The organism is Marinospirillum insulare DSM 21763 (genome assembly GCF_000686905.1).
GTDB lineage: Bacteria > Pseudomonadota > Gammaproteobacteria > Pseudomonadales > Halomonadaceae > Marinospirillum > Marinospirillum insulare.
On record NZ_JMLW01000013.1, the window covers coordinates 41,136 to 58,366 of the forward strand.

Here is a 17,231-nt window from a genome sequence, read left to right on the forward strand (position 1 = left end):
CCTAAACCTTGGATATGGCTTTTAGCAGCGTTTTTAAAGTAGTTAGCTTAAAGCGCCTTTAAATAGTTAAGCCATTGTTTGGCTGTGTCGGCTTCATTGCTGGCGAGTAGGTTTTCTAACAGGGTTTTGGCTAGGTCGTATTCTTGCATTTCTATATAAGCATTGGCGATTAATAGTTCTAACCTTGCCTTGTGTTTGCCTTCTGGCTGGTCAGTCACTTTAAGCCAAGCATCTATAGCTGCTTGCCAGTTGCCTTGGCTAAATTGCCAATCACCTAAGCGCTGCCAGTCTTGATTGCTTTGGCCAAGCTTAGCTAGGCGCTCTAAAGCCTGTTGAGTAGAATCTTGGTTGCTGGTTTGTAGCCAAGCTTGAGCTGCTAATTTATTTAATTTTAAGTTGTCAGGTTTATTCGCTAACTGTTCTTCAATAATTGCTGCTGCTCTTAAAGGTTGTTGGTTGGCTAATAAGCGTCTGGCTAATTGCACCTGTTCTTTATTGTTTAAATAACCTTTTTCTTGGGCTAGCTCTAAAGTGACTAGAGCAGGTTTATCTTGCCCTGCTAAGAGCTGCAGTTGCGCTAGCTGCTTCCAAAGCTGTGGTTTTTCTGGTGCTAACACTAAGCGTTGATGTTGCAGCTTAGCCGCTTTTGCCCACTTTTCTTGGCGTTGAAAAACCGCTACGCCTAAGCTTAGCCAAGAATCTGGCTGGCGCATTTTTAAAGCCGCTAATAACCAAGGCTCTGCTGCTGACCATTTTTCTAACTGGGCTAAAAGTGCTGCCCGCAAATAGTTAGCTTCGGCACTGGGTTGTTCTTCATCCTGCCACCAAACTTTTAGTAGATTTAGCGCAGCCTGGTATTGGCTTTCACCGGTTAAAAGGTGCAGGGTTATCCAGCGCACGGCTTGTAGGCTGGCTAGATCTAAATGTTCGGCATCTTCTTTTAAAACCCTGTTTAGCTGATCTAAAGCTTTTTTTGGTTGGTTTTTTTGCTGATAAATCTGCACCAAAGCGCGAGCGACAAAAGCTCTCACAAAGGCGGCTTGTTCAGGTGAGCCATTGGGCTGTTTAAACAGTGCTTCACCCAAGTTCAAAGCTTCTTTTTGAGAGTCGGCTGAATCAGCAGCTAAGGCTTCATTAATTTTATGTAATTCTTGGTACTGAACGGGCGTTAGTGCCACGCTTTCTGCTTGAATAAAACCGCTAAAAACAAGCAAACCCATTGCTAGAATAAAACGCTTCATTAGCCGCCCTCTAAACGAAATTCTAACCGCTGTCTAAGTTGGCGATTAGTGCCTGCACCTAATTCGTAGGCAGCAAAACGCCAACGCGCAATAGCACGCCTTGCCGCTCGGTCAAATAGGTTTTTGGGTTGTGCATCCACCACACGAATGGTGTCGGTTAATACTTTGCCTTCGGCATCCACTTCAAAAACTAACTCTACCCAGCCTTCTTGCCTTCTAGCCATGGCTTGGCGTGGGTAGCGAGGGGCTTCACGGTAGACAGGCACATCGGCGCTAGAATCTATGCCTAAATTTTGTAGGCTAGGGGTTGCGTTAGTAGCTAAGCCAGTATCGATGGAAGGCAGGGGTAGTGAAATGTCACTTGAAGCATTGCTAACAGCAAAATCGCTGCGGTTGGCACTACTGCTAGTGGATTGCTGCTGAGTCTCAGGCGGTGGTGGAGGGGGCGGTGGCGGTGGGGGTTTAAGGGTTTCCACTTCTGTGTCACCAGCTACTTGCACCCAGTTTAAAGCTAGGCGTGGGGTTTTTTCACTTAAACCACCGCTAGGGCCTTGAATTATCCAGCCCAAACCAGCAAACAAACCCAGTGATAAAGCTAAGGCTAAAGGGAATAGAAGTAGGGGCATTAGGCGTGGCGATAACATGGTTTATCTCTCTATTAATTACTAAGCCGCTAGTTATTACTAAGTTGCTATTTATTACTAGGTCGCTAACAGCTAAGGCTGTTGTGCCGCAAGCGCTATTTTATCCACACCCGCTTGGCGCAGCTTATCCATCACTTCGACTAAGCGGCCAGAGCGCGAGCTTTTATCAGCTTGAATAACCACACTGGATTGTGGTCTTTCTGCTTGTAGGCGAGCAACCACTGGTCCTAGAGCACTTAAAGCTAAAGGCTGTTTGTCGACCCACACATCACCTTCACCAGTAATGGCAATTAAAATGCTGGCTTGCGACTGCACCTCAGCGGTAGAGGCTTGGGGTGGATCAACCTCTATGCCGCTTTCACGCACAAAGCTGGTGGTGACAATAAAAAAGATTAGCAGAATAAATACCACATCTAACATAGGCGTTAGGTTAACTTCGGTATCGTCCTGCTCTTGGTTTAATAGGCTGCTTCTACGCACGATTGCCCTCTCAAAAAAATGATTCTGACCTTAATGATTTTAACCTTAGTGACCCTGCAGGGTTTTGCGTGCCCTACGTTGCCAAAAGCTAAGAAAAAACATACCTAATAAAACCACCGCCATGCTGGCAAAGGTGGGCAAAATAGCACGGGCTATGCCTGAAGATAAGCGGCGAGGGTCGGCTGCACCGCCTAGGCTTAGGCCATCAAACACCAGCATCATGCCGGTTACTGTGCCGGTTAAACCCAGCAAAGGCGTAATCACCACCAAGGCTTTAAGCAGGGGTAAACCTTTTTCTAATTGGTTTAGCGCCGCTAAATGCTGTGCATGGCTTTCTAATTGTGGCCTGTGGCTGTTAGGAGTAGAACGCCCTTTAAGGCTGGTTAAACTTGGCCAGGTTAGCCAGCGCTGCATAAATAAATAAACCTGCAGCACCGCCACAATAAACAGCAGCCACATAATTAAGCCGCCCTGCTGCATTAGGGTTAAAAACCCTGTCATGCTTTAACTTCCTGATTGGTTTGTTTGCTTGCCCTTGGCGCTTGGTTGAGTAATTTAGCTAACCAAGCAGAGCTTTCAGCTTCAATAATTCTAGCCAATTTGCGTGAACGGCCTTGCAAAAGCAGGTGAGCTAACAGCAGGGGCACAGCAGTTAATAGGCCTAACACAGTAGTTACTAAGGCTTGAGAAATACCCGAAGCCATCATGGCTGGGTCGCCGGTTCCAAACAGGGTAATGGCTTGGAAGGTAGCTATCATACCGGTGACTGTACCTAGTAAACCCAATAAAGGTGCCATGGCAGCCAATAGTTTAACCAGGGCTAAACCTTTTTCTAAGGCTGAACCTTCTCTTACTAAGAGTTCGTCTAGGCTGGCCTCTAACACTTCTGGCGCACTGTTAGTTTGTGCTTGGCTGGCGTTTTGCATGCCTGTTAAAATTCTGCCTAAGGCATTTTTGGGTTGTGGTTCTTCAGGTTGAGCTAGCTGCTTAACCACTCTTTTTTCTTCTAACCATAAACGCAGCGATTGAATAAAGGCGACCAACAAACCGGCCAAGCCAAGAATAATAATTAAGTAACCAACAAAACCACCTTGTTTTACTCTTTCTAATAAAGAAGGTTGCCGGCTATGCAGTTCAAGGGTTAAACCACGGGCTGGGTCTAGGCTAACTAGGTTACTTTTGCCAGCAATAAAAGCTTGGTTGGTGTTAATTAAATGAGCGGGTTGTTTTAACCATAAAGACGGTAAGTCTTGGTCATCTAAACGTAACACGCCTTGGTTATTCATTAGCTGCAAATCACCTAAGCGGGTGAGTTGCGAAGTTTGAATTTGACCTGTTTGATCAACCCAAGGCGCTGTGTAGTTAACCACCTGCCCTGTGGCTAACCAGCTTTGTTGTAAAGCCTGCCAAAGCTGATAAAAATCGGTAATTAAAGGTAGGCGTTCTTCGGTTTGATTAGGTTTAGCAAAAGCCATTAGTTCAGGGTATTGCTGGCTGTAACGGGCATTACTTAACATGCCAAACAGGTTGGATTTTTCTTCACGGTAAACAGCAAACACTTCACCTAAAGCAGTGGAACGAATTTGTAAGCGTTGTTCTGCTTCTTGTAGCTGGGTTTCTAATTGTTCTTGTTCACTTTCTAATTCAGCACGGCGCTGCTCGGCTTGTTTTAAAGCCTGTTTAGCGGTGGCAAGGGCTTGTGCCTGCGCTTGGGTTTCTTGGCTGTTTAATTGTAAACGAGCTTCTTCGGCCAGTTTGCGCTCCAAGCTTTTATGCTGAGTTTTTTTAAGTAATGCTTGCCAATAATCTTCGGGCAAGGCGCTTTCTGCTGAGGGTGCTGATGCTGATGGATTTGCCAAGCTGGTGCTGCTAACGATTAGCGCAAATATTAGCCAGGTTAGGCTAGCAAGCTTTTTCATAGGTTAGCCTCCGTAGAGCTGGCTGCTGCATCTCGCAAGGGTAAAGATAGAGGTAAGTTTAAAAATTCGGGTAGGCCTCTTTCTTGTTCTAGCTCTAAACCTAATAAAACTTGTTGGCGTTGTTTAGAAGTTAAAGGCAACCAAGCTTGTTCTGCTGCTGACCAATAACCAGCACGCTGTTCATCTTCTGATAAATAATAAAGCCCGATACGGCCCAAGCGTAAGAGGGTTAGGCGTTCTTTTTCTGCTTGGTCATTGAGTTGTAAATACTCTTGGCTGGCTGATAAAGCCCTGCCTTGTTCAACTTCAGTGCGGTATGCAGTTAATAGCTGGCGCAATTTTTCTGCATGGCTTACATCCACTCTGGCTAACAGGTTGTTTAAAGATTTCACTTTAAATAAACGTTCTTCTTGCTTAAAGGGTAGGTCGTGTTGAATAAACTCACCTAAGCGTTCTGCCATTTGCTCTAGCAAAGGTTCTAAACCTTCACGGGTAGAATCAAGGCTAGCCAGCTGTTCTTCTAGGCTTAAAATTTGCGTTTGCAGGCGCTGGTTCCAATCTGCTTGGCGCTGGTTGTAAGCTTCTAGCAATAACAGTTCACGCCTTACCTGCCGCCATTCTTGAAAGTCTGCTTGGCGCTGGGCAGCTAATTGATCAACTTTTTGCTGAATATCAACGGCTAATTGCTGACTAGAGGCTTCAACTTTTCTGGTGGGTGCATCGGGTTGCGCTTGAAGCTGGGCAGAAAAAACCACCGCCGCAAGCAGGCCACTTAAGCTGGCGAGTTGTTTATACATGGTAGGTGTTCCAAATCTGGATACGGGTTAACAGCCAGTTAACCCGTAGTTTACTACTTAATTAAATAAGACCTGCTTTGCGTAATAAAGCTAAAGTGCCTTCTAAATCATCTAACTTGTCTAAATCTAGGCTGGGGCTAGCTTTAAGGGCTTTTTCGTAGCTAGTGCCATCGCTGCTATGTGAAACCTCAGGAATCACTGGGTATTCGTTGACTTCTAAAGCAAAGTATTCTTGTGCATGCTTAGAGGTTAAGAAGCGTAATAGCTCAACCGCATGTTTTTGGTTTTTGCTCGACTTAAGCACACCCGCACCAGCAACGTTCATTAGGTTGCCGATATCGCCTTCTTTAAAGAAATCTTGCTTAACAGGAAACTTAGCATCCACTTTAGTAAAACGAGGTAGGTAGTAGTTATTGACTAGACCGTAATCAATTTCGCCATCGGCAATGCCTTCTAACTGAGTGCTGTTGTTACGGTAAGTTTTAGCACCGTTGGCCTTCATAGCATTAAGCCATTCAAGGGTGCGCTCATCACCGTATTCGACACGCATAGCGGTAACAAAAGATTGGAAAGAACCGTTAGTGGGTGCCCAACCTACACGGCCTTTAAAGCGCTGGTCGGTAATTTCAAACACGCTGCTAGGGTGTTCTGCTTTAGGTGAACGCTCGGGAGAGTAAACAAATAAACGCGCTCGGCCACTGGTAGCCACCCAATTACCTGTTACGCTTTTATAAATATTAGGTAGTTTGTCGTAAATATCGCTAGGCAACTTGGCAAGTAAACCCGCTTGGCTAACCGCACCCATAGCACCGGCATCTTGCCCCCAAAACACATCCGCAGGGCTACGCTTACCTTCTTCTTGTAGAAGAACCGCTAACTGGGCAGTAGCACCATAGCGAACATTCACTTCAATACCGGTTTCTTTTTCAAATTCTTTAAGAATGGGTTCAACCATGGATTCACCACGGCCAGAATAAAGCGTTAGGGAAGTAGCAGAAACAACAGGGGCTACTAGCAAGCTGGTAACTAGAGCTAGGGGAGCAAAGAGGTTTTTACGCATAAGGCATTCCTTAATTTGGGGCTAGGTTATTTTAAGCTGGGTTATTTTAAGTTTAGTTGGAAATGAGATTCTTTATCATCTTTAGAGTCATTGTAAATGATAACTATACCCAACTGCAAGAGTCGCAGCTTGTTTAAAATCAACAAGACCAGCAAAAAAAATCCCGCAAACTTTGAGTAAGCGGGATTTTTAAAACTGCTAGTAGCTTAGGGTTTAAATTAAATGTGGTTTTAGCTGACCCACCAACTGACGAAAAGCCTTGGGGTTGGTTACTAATAAACGCCCTTCTTTATCTAAAGCAGGTGCGCCGGTTAAATCACCGTACAAACCGCCAGCTTCTTTTAACACTAATAAAGCAGGGGCTAGTTCCGCTTCATCTGCTCCTAAAAAGATACCCGCATCTAACTGGCCAGCAGCAATGGCGCAAATATCTAAAGCCGTACAGCTGCTTGTGATTAAGTCTTTAACGGCTAGGTTAGCTACTAGGTTGCTATAAACAGGCAGCAATTGTTCGCGCATTTTTGTTGCAGGTAAAGGAAAGGCTAGGGTAGCTTTGTCGGCTTTCCAGCCAGAGGTTACACGAATACGGCGGCCATTAAGCGTAGCACCACGACCACGACTAGCAATAAATTCTTGCTCGGTGGCAGGGTTAAATATAATAACGTGTTCTAGTTTTTCTTTAAGGTAGATGGCAACAGAAATACCATAAGCAGGGTAGGCACGACCTAGGTTTTCATAACCTAGCAGTGGGTTCACTGCCCAGGTCATTTCGCCGCTACCTTTTAGCTGAATATTACGACCTTGAAACGAAGCATCTGGGTGAGCTCTAACGAGCTGCCGCTCTATTGCTTGCTCTACACGCCAACCACAGTTATTGAGTAATTCTGCAAGGGTATTGTCTACACGTGCTAAGTCTAAACGCTCAGCAACATATTCATAGTGCTCGTCAACGCTGCGCACAGCACGTAGCGCCAATTGGATAGTTGGGTGCATGTTTCACCGATCATAATTGTTAAGGAACGTTTGGGGGGAGTATGATAGCCCCTTTTCGTGTAATAACAAGCAGCAAGAACCCAGTTTTTAGAGAAAAATTTATGCTGAAGGCAATAAAAATAGTATTGGTAGGCACCTCTCACCCAGGCAATATTGGCGGTGTTGCCCGTGCCATGAAAAATATGGGGCTTGCCGAGCTTTGCTTGGTTGCACCGCGTGCTCAGTTTCCGCACCCAGAAGCCGTTTTGCGTAGCGTAGGTGCTACGGATATTTTAGATAATGTACAAATCTATGCGAGCTTAGAAGCTGCGGTTGCTGACTGCACCCTGGTGGCAGGTAGTAGCGCCCGTTCTCGTCATTTGCCTTGGCCGTTGTTAAACCCGCGAGAATTAGCTGGTAGGTTAGAAGAAGAATTAGTGCATAGTGAACACCGCATTGCTTTAGTCTTTGGGCGAGAAGATAGAGGGTTAAGTAATGAAGAACTTCACCTGTGCCATTTGCATGTGCATATACCCTGTAACCCAGATTTTAGTTCACTTAACCTTGCTGCTGCGGTGCAGGTGTTAAGTTATGAGTTGCGTATGGCGGTGCTAGCCAGCCAAGAAAACTCTAGCCCAGCAGAAGAGCTACCCTTTGGTACAGAATGGGATGTGCCTTTTGCCAGTGGTGAGGCCTTAGAGCACTATTTTGAGCACCTAGAAAAAACCTTAATTGAAATAGATTTCCATGATCCTAATAAGCCTCGGCAATTAATGAGCCGTTTACGCCGCCTTTATATGCGCGCTAGGCCTGATACTATGGAAGTTAATATGCTGCGTGGTATTTTAACTGCTACGCAAAAAGCCGCTAAAAAATCATCCGAGAGTCAGTAATGTTTAAGCAAGTGCGTGAAGATATTGCCAGCGTGTTCAAGCGTGACCCAGCCGCCCGCAATTGGTTTGAAGTGTTAACCACCTACCCAGGTTTACATGCTTTATTATTTCATCGTTGTAATCATTGGTTGTGGAATAAAGGCGCTAAGTGGCTGGCACGTTGGTTTTCTACCTTTGCACGTTGGTTTACGGGTATAGAAATTCACCCGGGCGCAAAAATTGGTCGGCGTTTTTTTATCGACCATGGCATGGGTGTAGTGATAGGTGAAACCGCAGAAATAGGTAACGATGTCACCCTTTATCATGGAGTTACCTTGGGCGGCACCAGTTGGAATAAAGGTAAACGTCACCCCACTTTAGAAGATGGCGTTATTGTGGGTGCGGGTGCAAAAATTCTTGGCCCTTTTACGGTGGGTGCTGGCGCTAAAATTGGCTCAAATGCGGTAGTGAATAAAGAAGTGCCAGCTGGCGCAACGGTGGTGGGTATTCCGGGGCGCATTGTTTTGCGCAGCCAACCAGATGAGCCAGAAGAAGACCTGCAAATAGACCCAGAATTAAGAGCAGCGGCACAAAAGCGTTATGGGTTTGATGCCTATGGTATTAGTGAAGAAATGCCCGACCCAGTGGCTAAGTCGATTCGCGGTTTGCTAGATCACCTGTATTTAATGGATGGTCGTATGGATAAGATGTGCCAAGCCTTGCAGCGCTTAGATAAAAACTTTAAGGCAGTAGAAATGCCTGATTTACCCATCGATGACCTAGCAGACTTAGAAGAAGCAGTAGAGGACTGTCAGCTAGATGATTTAGAAACAGGTAAAGCCAAGCCTTCCTCTGAAAGCTAATCTTAAACTTAAAACAACCGGGTCTGTTTTGGTAACTGGCTGGGCTGTGTCATAATGCGCCGCCAGTTTTCCTGTCTTATTAACTTTTTCCTTGTTAATTTCTTTCACACAAATTGAGTAAACTCCCTTGTTAACCACTGCAAATATCACCATGCAGTTTGGCGCTAAGCCACTGTTTGAAAATGTATCCGTTAAATTTGGTAACGGTAACCGCTACGGCCTTATCGGTGCCAATGGCTCGGGTAAAACCACCTTTATGAAAATTTTAGGTGGTGATTTAGAGCCAACCGCCGGCAATGTTTCTAAAGACCCTAATGAGCGCCTAGGTAAACTACGCCAAGATCAGTTTGCCTATGAAGCGTTTAGCGTTATCGACACGGTTATTATGGGACATGAAGAACTCTGGACGGTTAAGCAAGAGCGTGACGCTATTTATTCCAACCCTGAAATGACCGAAGAAGACGGTATTCGTGCCGGTGAACTAGAAGGCGAGTTTGCAGAAATGGATGGCTATACCGCTGAATCTCGTGCGGGTGAGCTGTTAATTGGTGTGGGCATTCCTGTAGAGCAGCATTTTGGTTTGATGAGTGAAATAGCGCCTGGTTTTAAGCTGCGTGTTTTGCTGGCGCAGGCATTGTTTTCTGACCCAGAAATTCTGCTGTTAGATGAGCCAACCAACAACTTGGACATTAATACCATTCGTTGGTTAGAAGGCATTTTAAATCAGCGTAGCTGCACGATGATTATTATTTCGCATGACCGTCACTTTTTAAACAGTGTGTGCACCCACATGGCTGATATGGATTACGGCGAGCTGCGTTTATATCACGGTAACTACGACGAATACATGACCGCTTCAACCCAAGCGCGTGAACAAATGCAGGCAGATAATGCTAAAAAGAAAGCCCAGATTGCAGACTTAAAAGCTTTTGTTAGCCGCTTCTCAGCCAATGCATCTAAGTCTAAGCAGGCCACTTCACGTGCTAGGCAAATAGGTAAAATTCAGCTAGATGAAATTAAACCCTCTAGCCGCCAAAGCCCTTTTATTCGTTTTGAGCAAGAAAAAAAGCTGCACCGTATAGCGTTAGAAGTGGAAGGCTTGGCGAAATCTTTTGATGAAGAGCTTTTTCGTGATTTTAACCTGCAGGTGAACGTAGGAGAGCGTATTGCCATTATTGGCCCTAACGGTATAGGTAAAACAACCCTGCTTAAATGCTTGGTGGGCGAGTTAGAGCCTAGCCAAGGCAAGGTGAAATGGTCTGAAAATGCCAACATTGGCTATTACGCTCAAGACCATGCCCATGAATTTGCCGAGCCAGTGACCCTCTATGATTGGATGGCCGCTTGCGGGCAAGAAGGCGATGACGAGCAGGTGATTCGTGGCACCTTAGGTCGCTTGTTGTTTTCTCAAAAAGAAATCGACAAGAAAGTAGGCGTTATCTCGGGTGGTGAGCAAGGGCGCATGATGTTTGGCAAGCTAATGCTACAAAAGCCAAACATTATGGTGATGGATGAACCCACCAACCACTTAGATATGGAGTCCATTGAGTCACTAAACCTGGCATTAGAAAACTACTCAGGCACACTTTTGTTTGTAAGCCATGACCGAGAGTTTGTTTCTTCCTTAGCTACACGCATTATTGAATTAACTGCAACCGGCATAGTCGACTTTAACGGCACTTACGAAGATTATCTGCGTAGCCAGTCATTACTTGACTAAAACACGTGGTCTTTGCATAATCGAATCACCTAATAATGTCAGGGAGATTTTGTCATGCGCTTGACCACTAAAGGCCGTTATGCGGTTACGGCTATGCTAGACCTGGCTCTAAATGCAAAAGAAGGGCCAGTGTCTTTGGCTGATATATCTGGCCGCCAAGAAATATCTTTATCTTATTTAGAGCAGCTTTTTGCCCGTTTGCGCCGTAACGAGCTAGTGACCAGTGTGCGTGGTCCTGGTGGTGGTTATAGGTTAGCGAATGAACCAGAGTCTATTTGTGTTGCTTCTGTTATAGATGCGGTAAACGAGTCGGTTGATGCTACCCGCTGTGGTGGTAAAGGCGATTGTTTGCAGGGTAGTAAATGTTTAACGCACAACCTTTGGTGTGATTTGTCTGATCAAATACACCAGTTTTTAAGCAATATCACCCTTGCCGAGCTGGTCACAAAAGAGCAGTTAGAGCGTTCTAAAAAAGCTGCCGCAAACCTTGCTAACAATGAAATTCAACTAACCGCAGTGTAACCCCTTGCCTAAAATGCAATCTTTTATTTATTTAGACTATGCAGCAACCACGCCGGTCGCACCCGAGGTTGCTGAGTTAATGGCTAAGCACCTTACACTGGATGGCTGCTTTGCTAACCCTGCTTCGCGTTCACATTTGGCGGGCTGGCAAGCAGAGCAGGCGGTAGAAAAAGCGCGTCAGCAGGTTGCCAATTTGTTAGGCGCTGATGTGCGCGAAATTGTTTGGACTTCCGGCGCAACCGAAGCCAATAACCTAGCCATTATTGGCGCCGCTAGAGCTAACCCAGACAAGGGTAGGCACATTATTACCTCAGCTATAGAGCACAAAGCCGTTTTAGATACCTGCTCTTGGTTAGAAAAAGAAGGTTATTCGGTTACTCGTTTAAAGCCAAATAGCCAAGGGCAAATAAGTGTTGAACAGGTTAAAGAAGCGTTAACACCCGACACTTTAATGGTGTCTTTAATGCTGGTGAATAACGAGCTAGGTACGGTGAACCCTATTGCTGAAATAGGCGAGCTACTCAAAAACCATTCAGCCCTATTGCATGTAGACGCTGCTCAAGCGGCTGGCAAGTTGCCGATAGACGTTAACCAGCTGCAAGTTGATTTGTTGTCGCTGAGTGGGCATAAGTTTTATGGTCCTAAAGGGGTTGGCGCACTCTATGTACGTCGTCAGCCAGCGGTTCACCTGGAAGCCATTATTCATGGTGGCGGCCATGAGCGTGGTATGCGTTCTGGAACTTTACCTACCCATCAGCTAGTGGGTATAGGTTTAGCGGCTGAGTTGGCTAAAGAGCAAATGCAGGCTGATAAGCAGCACCTTGTTGAATGTCGAGCGACTTTTTTACAGCAGCTTAACCCTAGTTTATTTGTGCAAACTGCAAATAATGCCAGTAATTGGCCAGGCATAGTGAACTTGGCTTTTCCTAGCTTAGAAGCAGAAACCCTAATGATGGCCTTACCCAACTTGGCCGTTTCTACTGGTTCTGCCTGCAACGCTGCCAGTATTGATCCTTCTTATGTGCTGGTTGCCTTAGGTTTAAACCGTGAGGTGGCACTGAGTTCTGTACGTTTTAGTTTTGGTCGTTACCTGACCTTAGCGCAAGCCAAGCTTGCGGGTCAGCAGTTAAATCAAGCCTTAGAGCGTTTAAAAAATGCCTAGGCTTAAATAAAGAGAGCACTTAAAAGTGATCTGGAGGTCAAAATGTCGATATCCATTACATCAGCAGCTGCCGAGCATGTAACGCGCTGCTTAAAAGACCGAGGTGAAGGCGAAGGCTTAAGAGTAAAGGTTAAGCCTAGCGGCTGCTCTGGTTATGCTTACGTTTTAGATTTTGCCGATAAAGTCGAAGCCAATGATGCTGTTTTTGAAGAGCATGGCGTTAAAGTAATCGTAGATAAAGAAAACCTATCTATACTCGATGGCACAGAGGTGGATTACGTTACAGAGGGGGTGAATAGTTATTTTAAGTTTAATAACCCCTTGGTTAAAGACGAGTGTGGTTGTGGCGAAAGCTTCAGCGTATAATCTGCCAACTTAACTTTTTAATATCACTGGAGAATTACATGGCTGTTGAACGTACGCTATCTATTATTAAGCCCGATGCAGTAGGTAAAAATGCGATTGGCGAAATTATGGCGCGTTTTGAAAAAGCGGGTTTGCAAATTGTTGCTGCTAAAATGTTACAGCTAGACGACGCTAAAGCAGGTGGTTTTTATGCTGAGCATAAAGAGCGTCCTTTCTATAAAGACCTGGTTGGCTTTATGACTTCTGGCCCGGTTGTTGTTCAAGTATTAGAAGGCGAAAATGCTATTCTTAAAAACCGTGAGCTAATGGGTGCTACCAACCCTAAAGAAGCTGATGCTGGCACTATTCGTGCAGACTTTGCTAGCTCGATAGATGCTAACGCTGTACACGGTTCAGACTCAGCAGAATCTGCAGCACGCGAAATTGCTTACTTCTTTGAAACTAGCGAAATTTGCCCACGCGGTTAATTGCTAGGTTGATAAGTAAGTATTAAGCAAAGGGTAGGCATGAATAAAGTGCCTACCCTTTGGTGTTTTAACAGTCAGCGACAGGTCACCTCTCATGGCATCGAATAATGCAGCTCAACCCGTAACAGAAAAAGTAAACTTGCTGGGCAAAACCTTGCCCGAGCTAGAGGCTTTTTTTGTTGAAGGCCTTGGCGAAAAAAAGTTTCGTGCTGCACAAATAATGAAGTGGATGCACCACAAGGGTGCAGATAGCTTTGAACAGATGACTGACCTAAGCAAAGGCTTAAGAGAAAAACTTTTAGCCTGTGCGGAAATTAAACCACCAAAAGTAGTGTTAGAAGATATTTCTACCGACGGAACCCGCAAATGGGTATTAGAAGTTGGTACTGGTAGCCACGTTGAAGCTGTACTTATTCCTGTGGGAGATAACCGCCGTACCCTGTGTGTTTCTTCACAAGTAGGTTGTTCACTGGATTGCTCTTTTTGTTCAACGGGCAAACAAGGTTTTCAGCGTAACCTAACCCCAGCAGAAATTATTGGTCAAGTTTGGGTAGCACAAAAATCATTTGGGCCGCGTAAAGATACCAAAAACCGCCCTGTGACTAACGTGGTCATGATGGGTATGGGCGAACCTTTAATGAATTACCGCCCTGCCGTTGATGCCATGAAAATTATGCTAGACGATAATGGCTATGGTTTGTCTAAGCGCAGAGTTACCCTGTCTACCTCTGGTCTAGTGCCACAAATAGACCAGCTAGGTGATGAAGTGGATGTGTCTTTAGCTATTTCACTGCACGCTCCTACCGATGAGTTACGCAATGAGCTAGTTCCCATTAACCGCAAATACCCAATACATGAGCTGTTAGATGCTTGTAAGCGTTATTTAAAAAAATGCGGTGATTCGCGTGATATTACCATTGAGTACACGCTTATAGCGGGAGTGAACGATCAGCTAGAACACGCTACAAAACTAGCCGCTTTGTTGAAACAGCTGCCTTGCAAAATTAACCTGATACCTTTTAATCCTTTCCCTGGTTCAGATTATCAACGTCCATCTCGTAATCAGGTCATGCGTTTTCAAGCCTGCTTACATGAACAAGGTTATTCAGCACCCATACGCACCACTAGGGGTGATGATATAGATGCAGCTTGTGGGCAGTTAGTGGGGCGGGTGCAAGATAAAACACGCCGTAGTGCAAGGTATGCCGAGCAGTCACTGATTCAAGTTCAGCAAGTTGACCCTGAGCAACACCCATCTGTTTAAAAGGCTTGAAGTGATGCAGCGCTTTGCAATAGCACTATTATTTATACTAGTATCAGGCTGTGCATCTCAAGCACCTTGGGAAAAGGTTGACCGTGACCAGCAAGCAGAGGCTTATACTAAGCTAGGGATGGGTTATTTAAACCAAGGGCAGGTGAGTAGAGGTTTACTCAATTTCCAAAAAGCCTTAAAGGTTCGCTCATCTTACTCAGAAGCTTTACACGGTACTGCGCTAGCCTTACAGCAACAGGGTGAATTTGATTTATCTGAAAAGTATTTTAAAAAAGCGTTACAAACTAAAGGTAATGAAACGGCTGTTAGAAACAATTACGCAGCTTTTTTATTCAACCAGAGTCGCTATGATGACGCTAGGAAACAGCTAGAAATAGCCAGTAAAGATATTTACTATTCAGACAGAATCTCAATTTTTGCTAATTTAGGTTATGTTTTAGTAAAGCTAGAGCAAACAAACAAAGCCATAGGTTACTTTCAACAGGCTTTGGTTTTAGATTCAACTTTTATACCGTCTCACCGAGCTTTATTAGAATTACGTAGCAAGCAACAGGAGTGGCAGCAGGCCGAGCAGCATTGGTTTGTTTTAAGAGATGCAAAAATTAATGACGAAGCGACACTTAAACAAGCACTGATTGTGGTGCAAAATACCCGCAATCAAAAAGAACTACGCTATATCAACAGCTTGTTAAGTGACTCTAAATAAAAAAACAGGAAAATCCTGGTAACGAGGATTTCACAGACTATGACAGAACAGCAAACGGAAGATCAACAGCCAACAGAAACAGAAAAGCCTGTTGAAATTGATTGCAGCCGCCCAGGTGAGCTGCTAAAAAAAGCACGCGAAGCTAAAGGTTTAACGCAACTTGAAGTAGCCAAAAAACTTAACTTTCTACCAGTTTATGTACCTGCGCTAGAAAATGAAGAATTTGCACCCTTACATAGCGTTACTTTTATTAAAGGCTATTTAAGAGCCTATGCGCGTTTTCTTGGTATAGATGCCGATGAGGTGATGCACTGCTTTGCTATGCACCACCCTGAGTTAGCAGTGCAAGAAACTCAGCAAACTGTAGAAGTAATGAAGCCAGAAAAAACTACCAATAGCTTGTTTTTTAAGCTGTTTAGCTTGCTAATTCTTGTGGCGCTGATCGCGGTTATTATTGTTTGGTGGCAAAGTCGCTCGGTTGAGCCTATGCCAAGTGTGGGTGAACAAGATGTGCAAGTAGACACACTTGATGGTAATACCATAGTTGCCCCGGTTAGTGTTGAAGAAGTGGTAACACCTGCCGCTGAAACAGTAGAAACACAGCCAACCGAAGAAGCTATAGCTGAAAGCACCGTTACAAGTGAACCACCAGTGCAGGCTAAGCAGCCTGCAGAAGTAGCCAAGGTTGTTAAGCCAGAAGCTGAAAAACCCAAACCAACTGCTAGCTCCAAGCCAATAGCCGCAGCTAAAGCCCTAGTGGGCGACCCTGCTGCTGCCACCCTAGGAAACGATAAACTAGTGGCATTAAGCTTTCAGGGTGAATGCTGGGTAGAAGTGAGGGATAATGAGGGCAGTATTTTACATGCCGCACTGATGCAGCCTGGAGAACAAGTCTTGTTAGAAGGTGAGCCACCTTTTCGTATGGTGTTTGGCTTTGGTGAAGCAGCCCAGGTGTTTTACCAAGGGCAAGCCTTTGATTTTTCCTCACGCATTCGCCCTAACGGTTATGCATCTATTCGCGTTGAATAATTCCTAAGAGTTTTAATACCTACCATGCAGCATCTTTCCACAATTAAGCGCCGTCAGTCACGTCAAATTAATGTTGGTCCTTTACTTGTAGGTGGCGATGCCCCTATAAGTGTACAAAGCATGACTAATACCGAAACCTGTGATGTTGCTGCGACTGTGTCGCAAATACAAAAAATGGAAAAGGCCGGTGTTGATCTGGTCCGTGTCTCTGTACCGAGTATGGAAGCAGCCGAAGCATTTGGGCAAATTCGTAAGCTGGTTAACACCCCACTAATTGCAGATATTCATTTCGATTATAAAATCGCCCTGCGTACTGCTGAGCTAGGTGTTGATTGTTTACGAATTAATCCAGGCAATATCGGTAGAGAGGATAGAGTTAGAGAAGTTGTCGCTGCCGCTAAAGATAAAGGCATTTCTATACGCATAGGCGTGAATGCTGGCTCGTTAGAAAAAGACCTACAGAAAAAATACGGTGAACCGACCCCAGCAGCCTTGGTTGAATCTGCCCTGCGCCATGTCGATTATTTAGACCGTTTAGATTTTCAAGAATACAAAGTCAGTGTAAAAGCCTCTGATGTATTTATGGCAGTTGAAGCCTATCGTCAGTTAGCAAAGCAAATTGAACAGCCCCTGCATTTAGGTATTACCGAAGCAGGTGGTTTACGCTCAGGTACTGTTAAATCATCGGTTGGCTTAGGCATTTTATTGATGGAAGGCATAGGCGATACGCTACGTATTTCTTTAGCCGCAGACCCGGTAGAAGAAGTGAAAGTAGGTTTTGACCTACTGAAAAGCCTGCGCCTACGCACCAAAGGCGTTAATTTTATTGCCTGCCCTAGCTGTTCAAGACAAAACTTTGATGTAGTTGCCACCATGAACGCGCTAGAAACCCGCGTTGAAGATTTAATGACTCCCCTAGATGTTGCGATTATTGGCTGTGTGGTGAATGGCCCAGGCGAAGCGCGAGAAGCAGACTTAGGTTTAACGGGTGGCGAACCTCAACACCTTATTTACATAGATGGTAAGCCGGCCAGCAAATTAACCAGCGACAACTTGGTTGACCAGTTAGAAGTGATGATTCGTGAAAAAGCCGCAGCAAAGCAAGCAACCTTAGACCAACTTTTAGCACGCAGTTAAT

Annotated in this window: 19 protein-coding genes; 11 read left to right on the plus strand and 8 right to left on the minus strand. The window is 45.0% G+C overall.

Annotated features, from left to right (window positions below; all coding sequences use genetic code 11):
- Window positions 1-47 precede the first annotated feature (47 nt).
- The 8 genes from BP27_RS0106820 to BP27_RS0106855 all read right to left on the minus strand — a co-directional run bounded on the left by BP27_RS0106820 (window position 48) and on the right by BP27_RS0106855 (window position 7,134).
- Window positions 48-1,241 (minus strand): tetratricopeptide repeat protein, encoded by a 1,194-nt coding sequence (locus tag BP27_RS0106820; RefSeq protein WP_027850913.1) that lies wholly within the window; start codon window positions 1,239-1,241, stop codon window positions 48-50.
- A complete protein-coding gene (locus BP27_RS0106825) occupies window positions 1,241-1,885 on the minus strand; it encodes a TonB family protein (RefSeq protein WP_027850914.1) in 645 nt (214 codons plus the stop codon). The genes BP27_RS0106820 and BP27_RS0106825 overlap by 1 nt, the downstream gene beginning before the upstream one ends.
- A 72-nt stretch (window positions 1,886-1,957) precedes the next feature.
- The gene (locus tag BP27_RS0106830) at window positions 1,958-2,365 is read right to left on the minus strand and encodes an ExbD/TolR family protein (RefSeq protein ID WP_211251295.1); all 408 of its coding nucleotides are present in this window, start codon (window positions 2,363-2,365) and stop codon (window positions 1,958-1,960) included.
- 45 nt (window positions 2,366-2,410) lie between these two features.
- Window positions 2,411-2,866, minus strand: coding sequence for a MotA/TolQ/ExbB proton channel family protein (locus tag BP27_RS16725; RefSeq protein WP_051610422.1), 456 nt, complete (start codon window positions 2,864-2,866; stop codon window positions 2,411-2,413).
- On the minus strand, window positions 2,863-4,284 hold the full coding sequence (locus BP27_RS15530; protein WP_051610423.1) for a MotA/TolQ/ExbB proton channel family protein: 1,422 nt from the start codon (window positions 4,282-4,284) through the stop codon (window positions 2,863-2,865). The genes BP27_RS16725 and BP27_RS15530 overlap by 4 nt, the downstream gene beginning before the upstream one ends.
- Window positions 4,281-5,081 carry a DUF3450 domain-containing protein gene (locus tag BP27_RS0106845; RefSeq protein WP_027850916.1) on the minus strand — a complete coding sequence of 267 codons (801 nt, stop codon included), beginning with the start codon at window positions 5,079-5,081 and terminating at the stop codon, window positions 4,281-4,283. Before BP27_RS0106845 ends, BP27_RS15530 begins: the two co-directional genes overlap by 4 nt.
- A gap of 61 nt (window positions 5,082-5,142) precedes the next feature.
- Entirely contained in the window at window positions 5,143-6,141 is a 999-nt protein-coding gene (locus BP27_RS0106850; RefSeq protein ID WP_027850917.1) for an iron ABC transporter substrate-binding protein, read from the minus strand.
- Window positions 6,142-6,354: 213 nt separating this feature from the next.
- Entirely contained in the window at window positions 6,355-7,134 is a 780-nt protein-coding gene (locus BP27_RS0106855) for an inositol monophosphatase family protein (RefSeq protein WP_027850918.1), read from the minus strand.
- 101 nt (window positions 7,135-7,235) lie between these two features.
- Here BP27_RS0106855 and BP27_RS0106860 point away from each other — a divergent pair, with 101 nt between their 5' ends.
- The 11 genes from BP27_RS0106860 to ispG all read left to right on the plus strand — a co-directional run bounded on the left by BP27_RS0106860 (window position 7,236) and on the right by ispG (window position 17,230).
- Entirely contained in the window at window positions 7,236-8,006 is a 771-nt protein-coding gene (locus tag BP27_RS0106860) for an RNA methyltransferase (RefSeq protein ID WP_027850919.1), read from the plus strand.
- Window positions 8,006-8,848 carry a serine O-acetyltransferase gene (gene cysE / locus BP27_RS15535; protein WP_051610424.1) on the plus strand — a complete coding sequence of 281 codons (843 nt, stop codon included), beginning with the start codon at window positions 8,006-8,008 and terminating at the stop codon, window positions 8,846-8,848. The genes BP27_RS0106860 and cysE overlap by 1 nt, the downstream gene beginning before the upstream one ends.
- A gap of 127 nt (window positions 8,849-8,975) precedes the next feature.
- Window positions 8,976-10,568 carry an ABC-F family ATPase gene (locus tag BP27_RS0106870; protein ID WP_027850920.1) on the plus strand — a complete coding sequence of 531 codons (1,593 nt, stop codon included), beginning with the start codon at window positions 8,976-8,978 and terminating at the stop codon, window positions 10,566-10,568.
- Window positions 10,569-10,622: 54 nt separating this feature from the next.
- Window positions 10,623-11,090, plus strand: a complete 468-nt coding sequence (iscR, locus tag BP27_RS0106875; RefSeq protein ID WP_027850921.1) for a Fe-S cluster assembly transcriptional regulator IscR — start codon at window positions 10,623-10,625, stop codon at window positions 11,088-11,090.
- A 13-nt stretch (window positions 11,091-11,103) separates the two neighbouring features.
- The gene (locus tag BP27_RS0106880) at window positions 11,104-12,252 is read left to right on the plus strand and encodes an aminotransferase class V-fold PLP-dependent enzyme (RefSeq protein WP_027850922.1); all 1,149 of its coding nucleotides are present in this window, start codon (window positions 11,104-11,106) and stop codon (window positions 12,250-12,252) included.
- A gap of 42 nt (window positions 12,253-12,294) precedes the next feature.
- Window positions 12,295-12,618 (plus strand): HesB/IscA family protein, encoded by a 324-nt coding sequence (locus BP27_RS0106885; protein WP_027850923.1) that lies wholly within the window; start codon window positions 12,295-12,297, stop codon window positions 12,616-12,618.
- A 38-nt stretch (window positions 12,619-12,656) separates the two neighbouring features.
- The gene (gene ndk, locus BP27_RS0106890) at window positions 12,657-13,085 is read left to right on the plus strand and encodes a nucleoside-diphosphate kinase (RefSeq protein ID WP_027850924.1); all 429 of its coding nucleotides are present in this window, start codon (window positions 12,657-12,659) and stop codon (window positions 13,083-13,085) included.
- 94 nt (window positions 13,086-13,179) lie between these two features.
- The gene (gene rlmN, locus BP27_RS0106895) at window positions 13,180-14,349 is read left to right on the plus strand and encodes a dual-specificity RNA methyltransferase RlmN (RefSeq protein WP_051610425.1); all 1,170 of its coding nucleotides are present in this window, start codon (window positions 13,180-13,182) and stop codon (window positions 14,347-14,349) included.
- Window positions 14,350-14,362: 13 nt separating this feature from the next.
- The gene (locus tag BP27_RS15540; protein WP_051610426.1) at window positions 14,363-15,064 is read left to right on the plus strand and encodes a tetratricopeptide repeat protein; all 702 of its coding nucleotides are present in this window, start codon (window positions 14,363-14,365) and stop codon (window positions 15,062-15,064) included.
- Window positions 15,065-15,103: 39 nt separating this feature from the next.
- Window positions 15,104-16,093: a RodZ domain-containing protein gene (locus tag BP27_RS0106905; RefSeq protein ID WP_027850926.1), complete on the plus strand. Its 990-nt coding sequence runs from the start codon at window positions 15,104-15,106 to the stop codon at window positions 16,091-16,093.
- Window positions 16,094-16,117: 24 nt separating this feature from the next.
- A complete protein-coding gene (gene ispG, locus BP27_RS0106910) occupies window positions 16,118-17,230 on the plus strand; it encodes a flavodoxin-dependent (E)-4-hydroxy-3-methylbut-2-enyl-diphosphate synthase (RefSeq protein WP_027850927.1) in 1,113 nt (370 codons plus the stop codon).
- The last annotated feature ends 1 nt before the right edge of the window (window position 17,231 follow it).

Excerpts from the sequence above, each read along its gene's own strand:
- BP27_RS0106820 (WP_027850913.1), bottom strand. The coding sequence starts at position 1,241 with ATGAAGCGTTTTATTCTAGCAATGGGTTTGCTTGTTTTTAGCGGTTTT.
- BP27_RS0106825 (WP_027850914.1), bottom strand. The coding sequence starts at position 1,885 with ATGTTATCGCCACGCCTAATGCCCCTACTTCTATTCCCTTTAGCCTTA.
- BP27_RS16725 (WP_051610422.1), bottom strand. The coding sequence starts at position 2,866 with ATGACAGGGTTTTTAACCCTAATGCAGCAGGGCGGCTTAATTATGTGG.
- BP27_RS15530 (WP_051610423.1), bottom strand. The coding sequence starts at position 4,284 with ATGAAAAAGCTTGCTAGCCTAACCTGGCTAATATTTGCGCTAATCGTT.
- BP27_RS0106845 (WP_027850916.1), bottom strand. The coding sequence starts at position 5,081 with ATGTATAAACAACTCGCCAGCTTAAGTGGCCTGCTTGCGGCGGTGGTT.
- BP27_RS0106850 (WP_027850917.1), bottom strand. The coding sequence starts at position 6,141 with ATGCGTAAAAACCTCTTTGCTCCCCTAGCTCTAGTTACCAGCTTGCTA.
- BP27_RS0106855 (WP_027850918.1), bottom strand. The coding sequence starts at position 7,134 with ATGCACCCAACTATCCAATTGGCGCTACGTGCTGTGCGCAGCGTTGAC.
- BP27_RS0106860 (WP_027850919.1), top strand. The coding sequence starts at position 7,236 with ATGCTGAAGGCAATAAAAATAGTATTGGTAGGCACCTCTCACCCAGGC.
- cysE (WP_051610424.1), top strand. The coding sequence starts at position 8,006 with ATGTTTAAGCAAGTGCGTGAAGATATTGCCAGCGTGTTCAAGCGTGAC.
- iscR (WP_027850921.1), top strand. The coding sequence starts at position 10,623 with ATGCGCTTGACCACTAAAGGCCGTTATGCGGTTACGGCTATGCTAGAC.
- BP27_RS0106880 (WP_027850922.1), top strand. The coding sequence starts at position 11,104 with ATGCAATCTTTTATTTATTTAGACTATGCAGCAACCACGCCGGTCGCA.
- BP27_RS0106885 (WP_027850923.1), top strand. The coding sequence starts at position 12,295 with ATGTCGATATCCATTACATCAGCAGCTGCCGAGCATGTAACGCGCTGC.
- ndk (WP_027850924.1), top strand. The coding sequence starts at position 12,657 with ATGGCTGTTGAACGTACGCTATCTATTATTAAGCCCGATGCAGTAGGT.
- rlmN (WP_051610425.1), top strand. The coding sequence starts at position 13,180 with ATGGCATCGAATAATGCAGCTCAACCCGTAACAGAAAAAGTAAACTTG.
- BP27_RS15540 (WP_051610426.1), top strand. The coding sequence starts at position 14,363 with ATGCAGCGCTTTGCAATAGCACTATTATTTATACTAGTATCAGGCTGT.
- BP27_RS0106905 (WP_027850926.1), top strand. The coding sequence starts at position 15,104 with ATGACAGAACAGCAAACGGAAGATCAACAGCCAACAGAAACAGAAAAG.
- ispG (WP_027850927.1), top strand. The coding sequence starts at position 16,118 with ATGCAGCATCTTTCCACAATTAAGCGCCGTCAGTCACGTCAAATTAAT.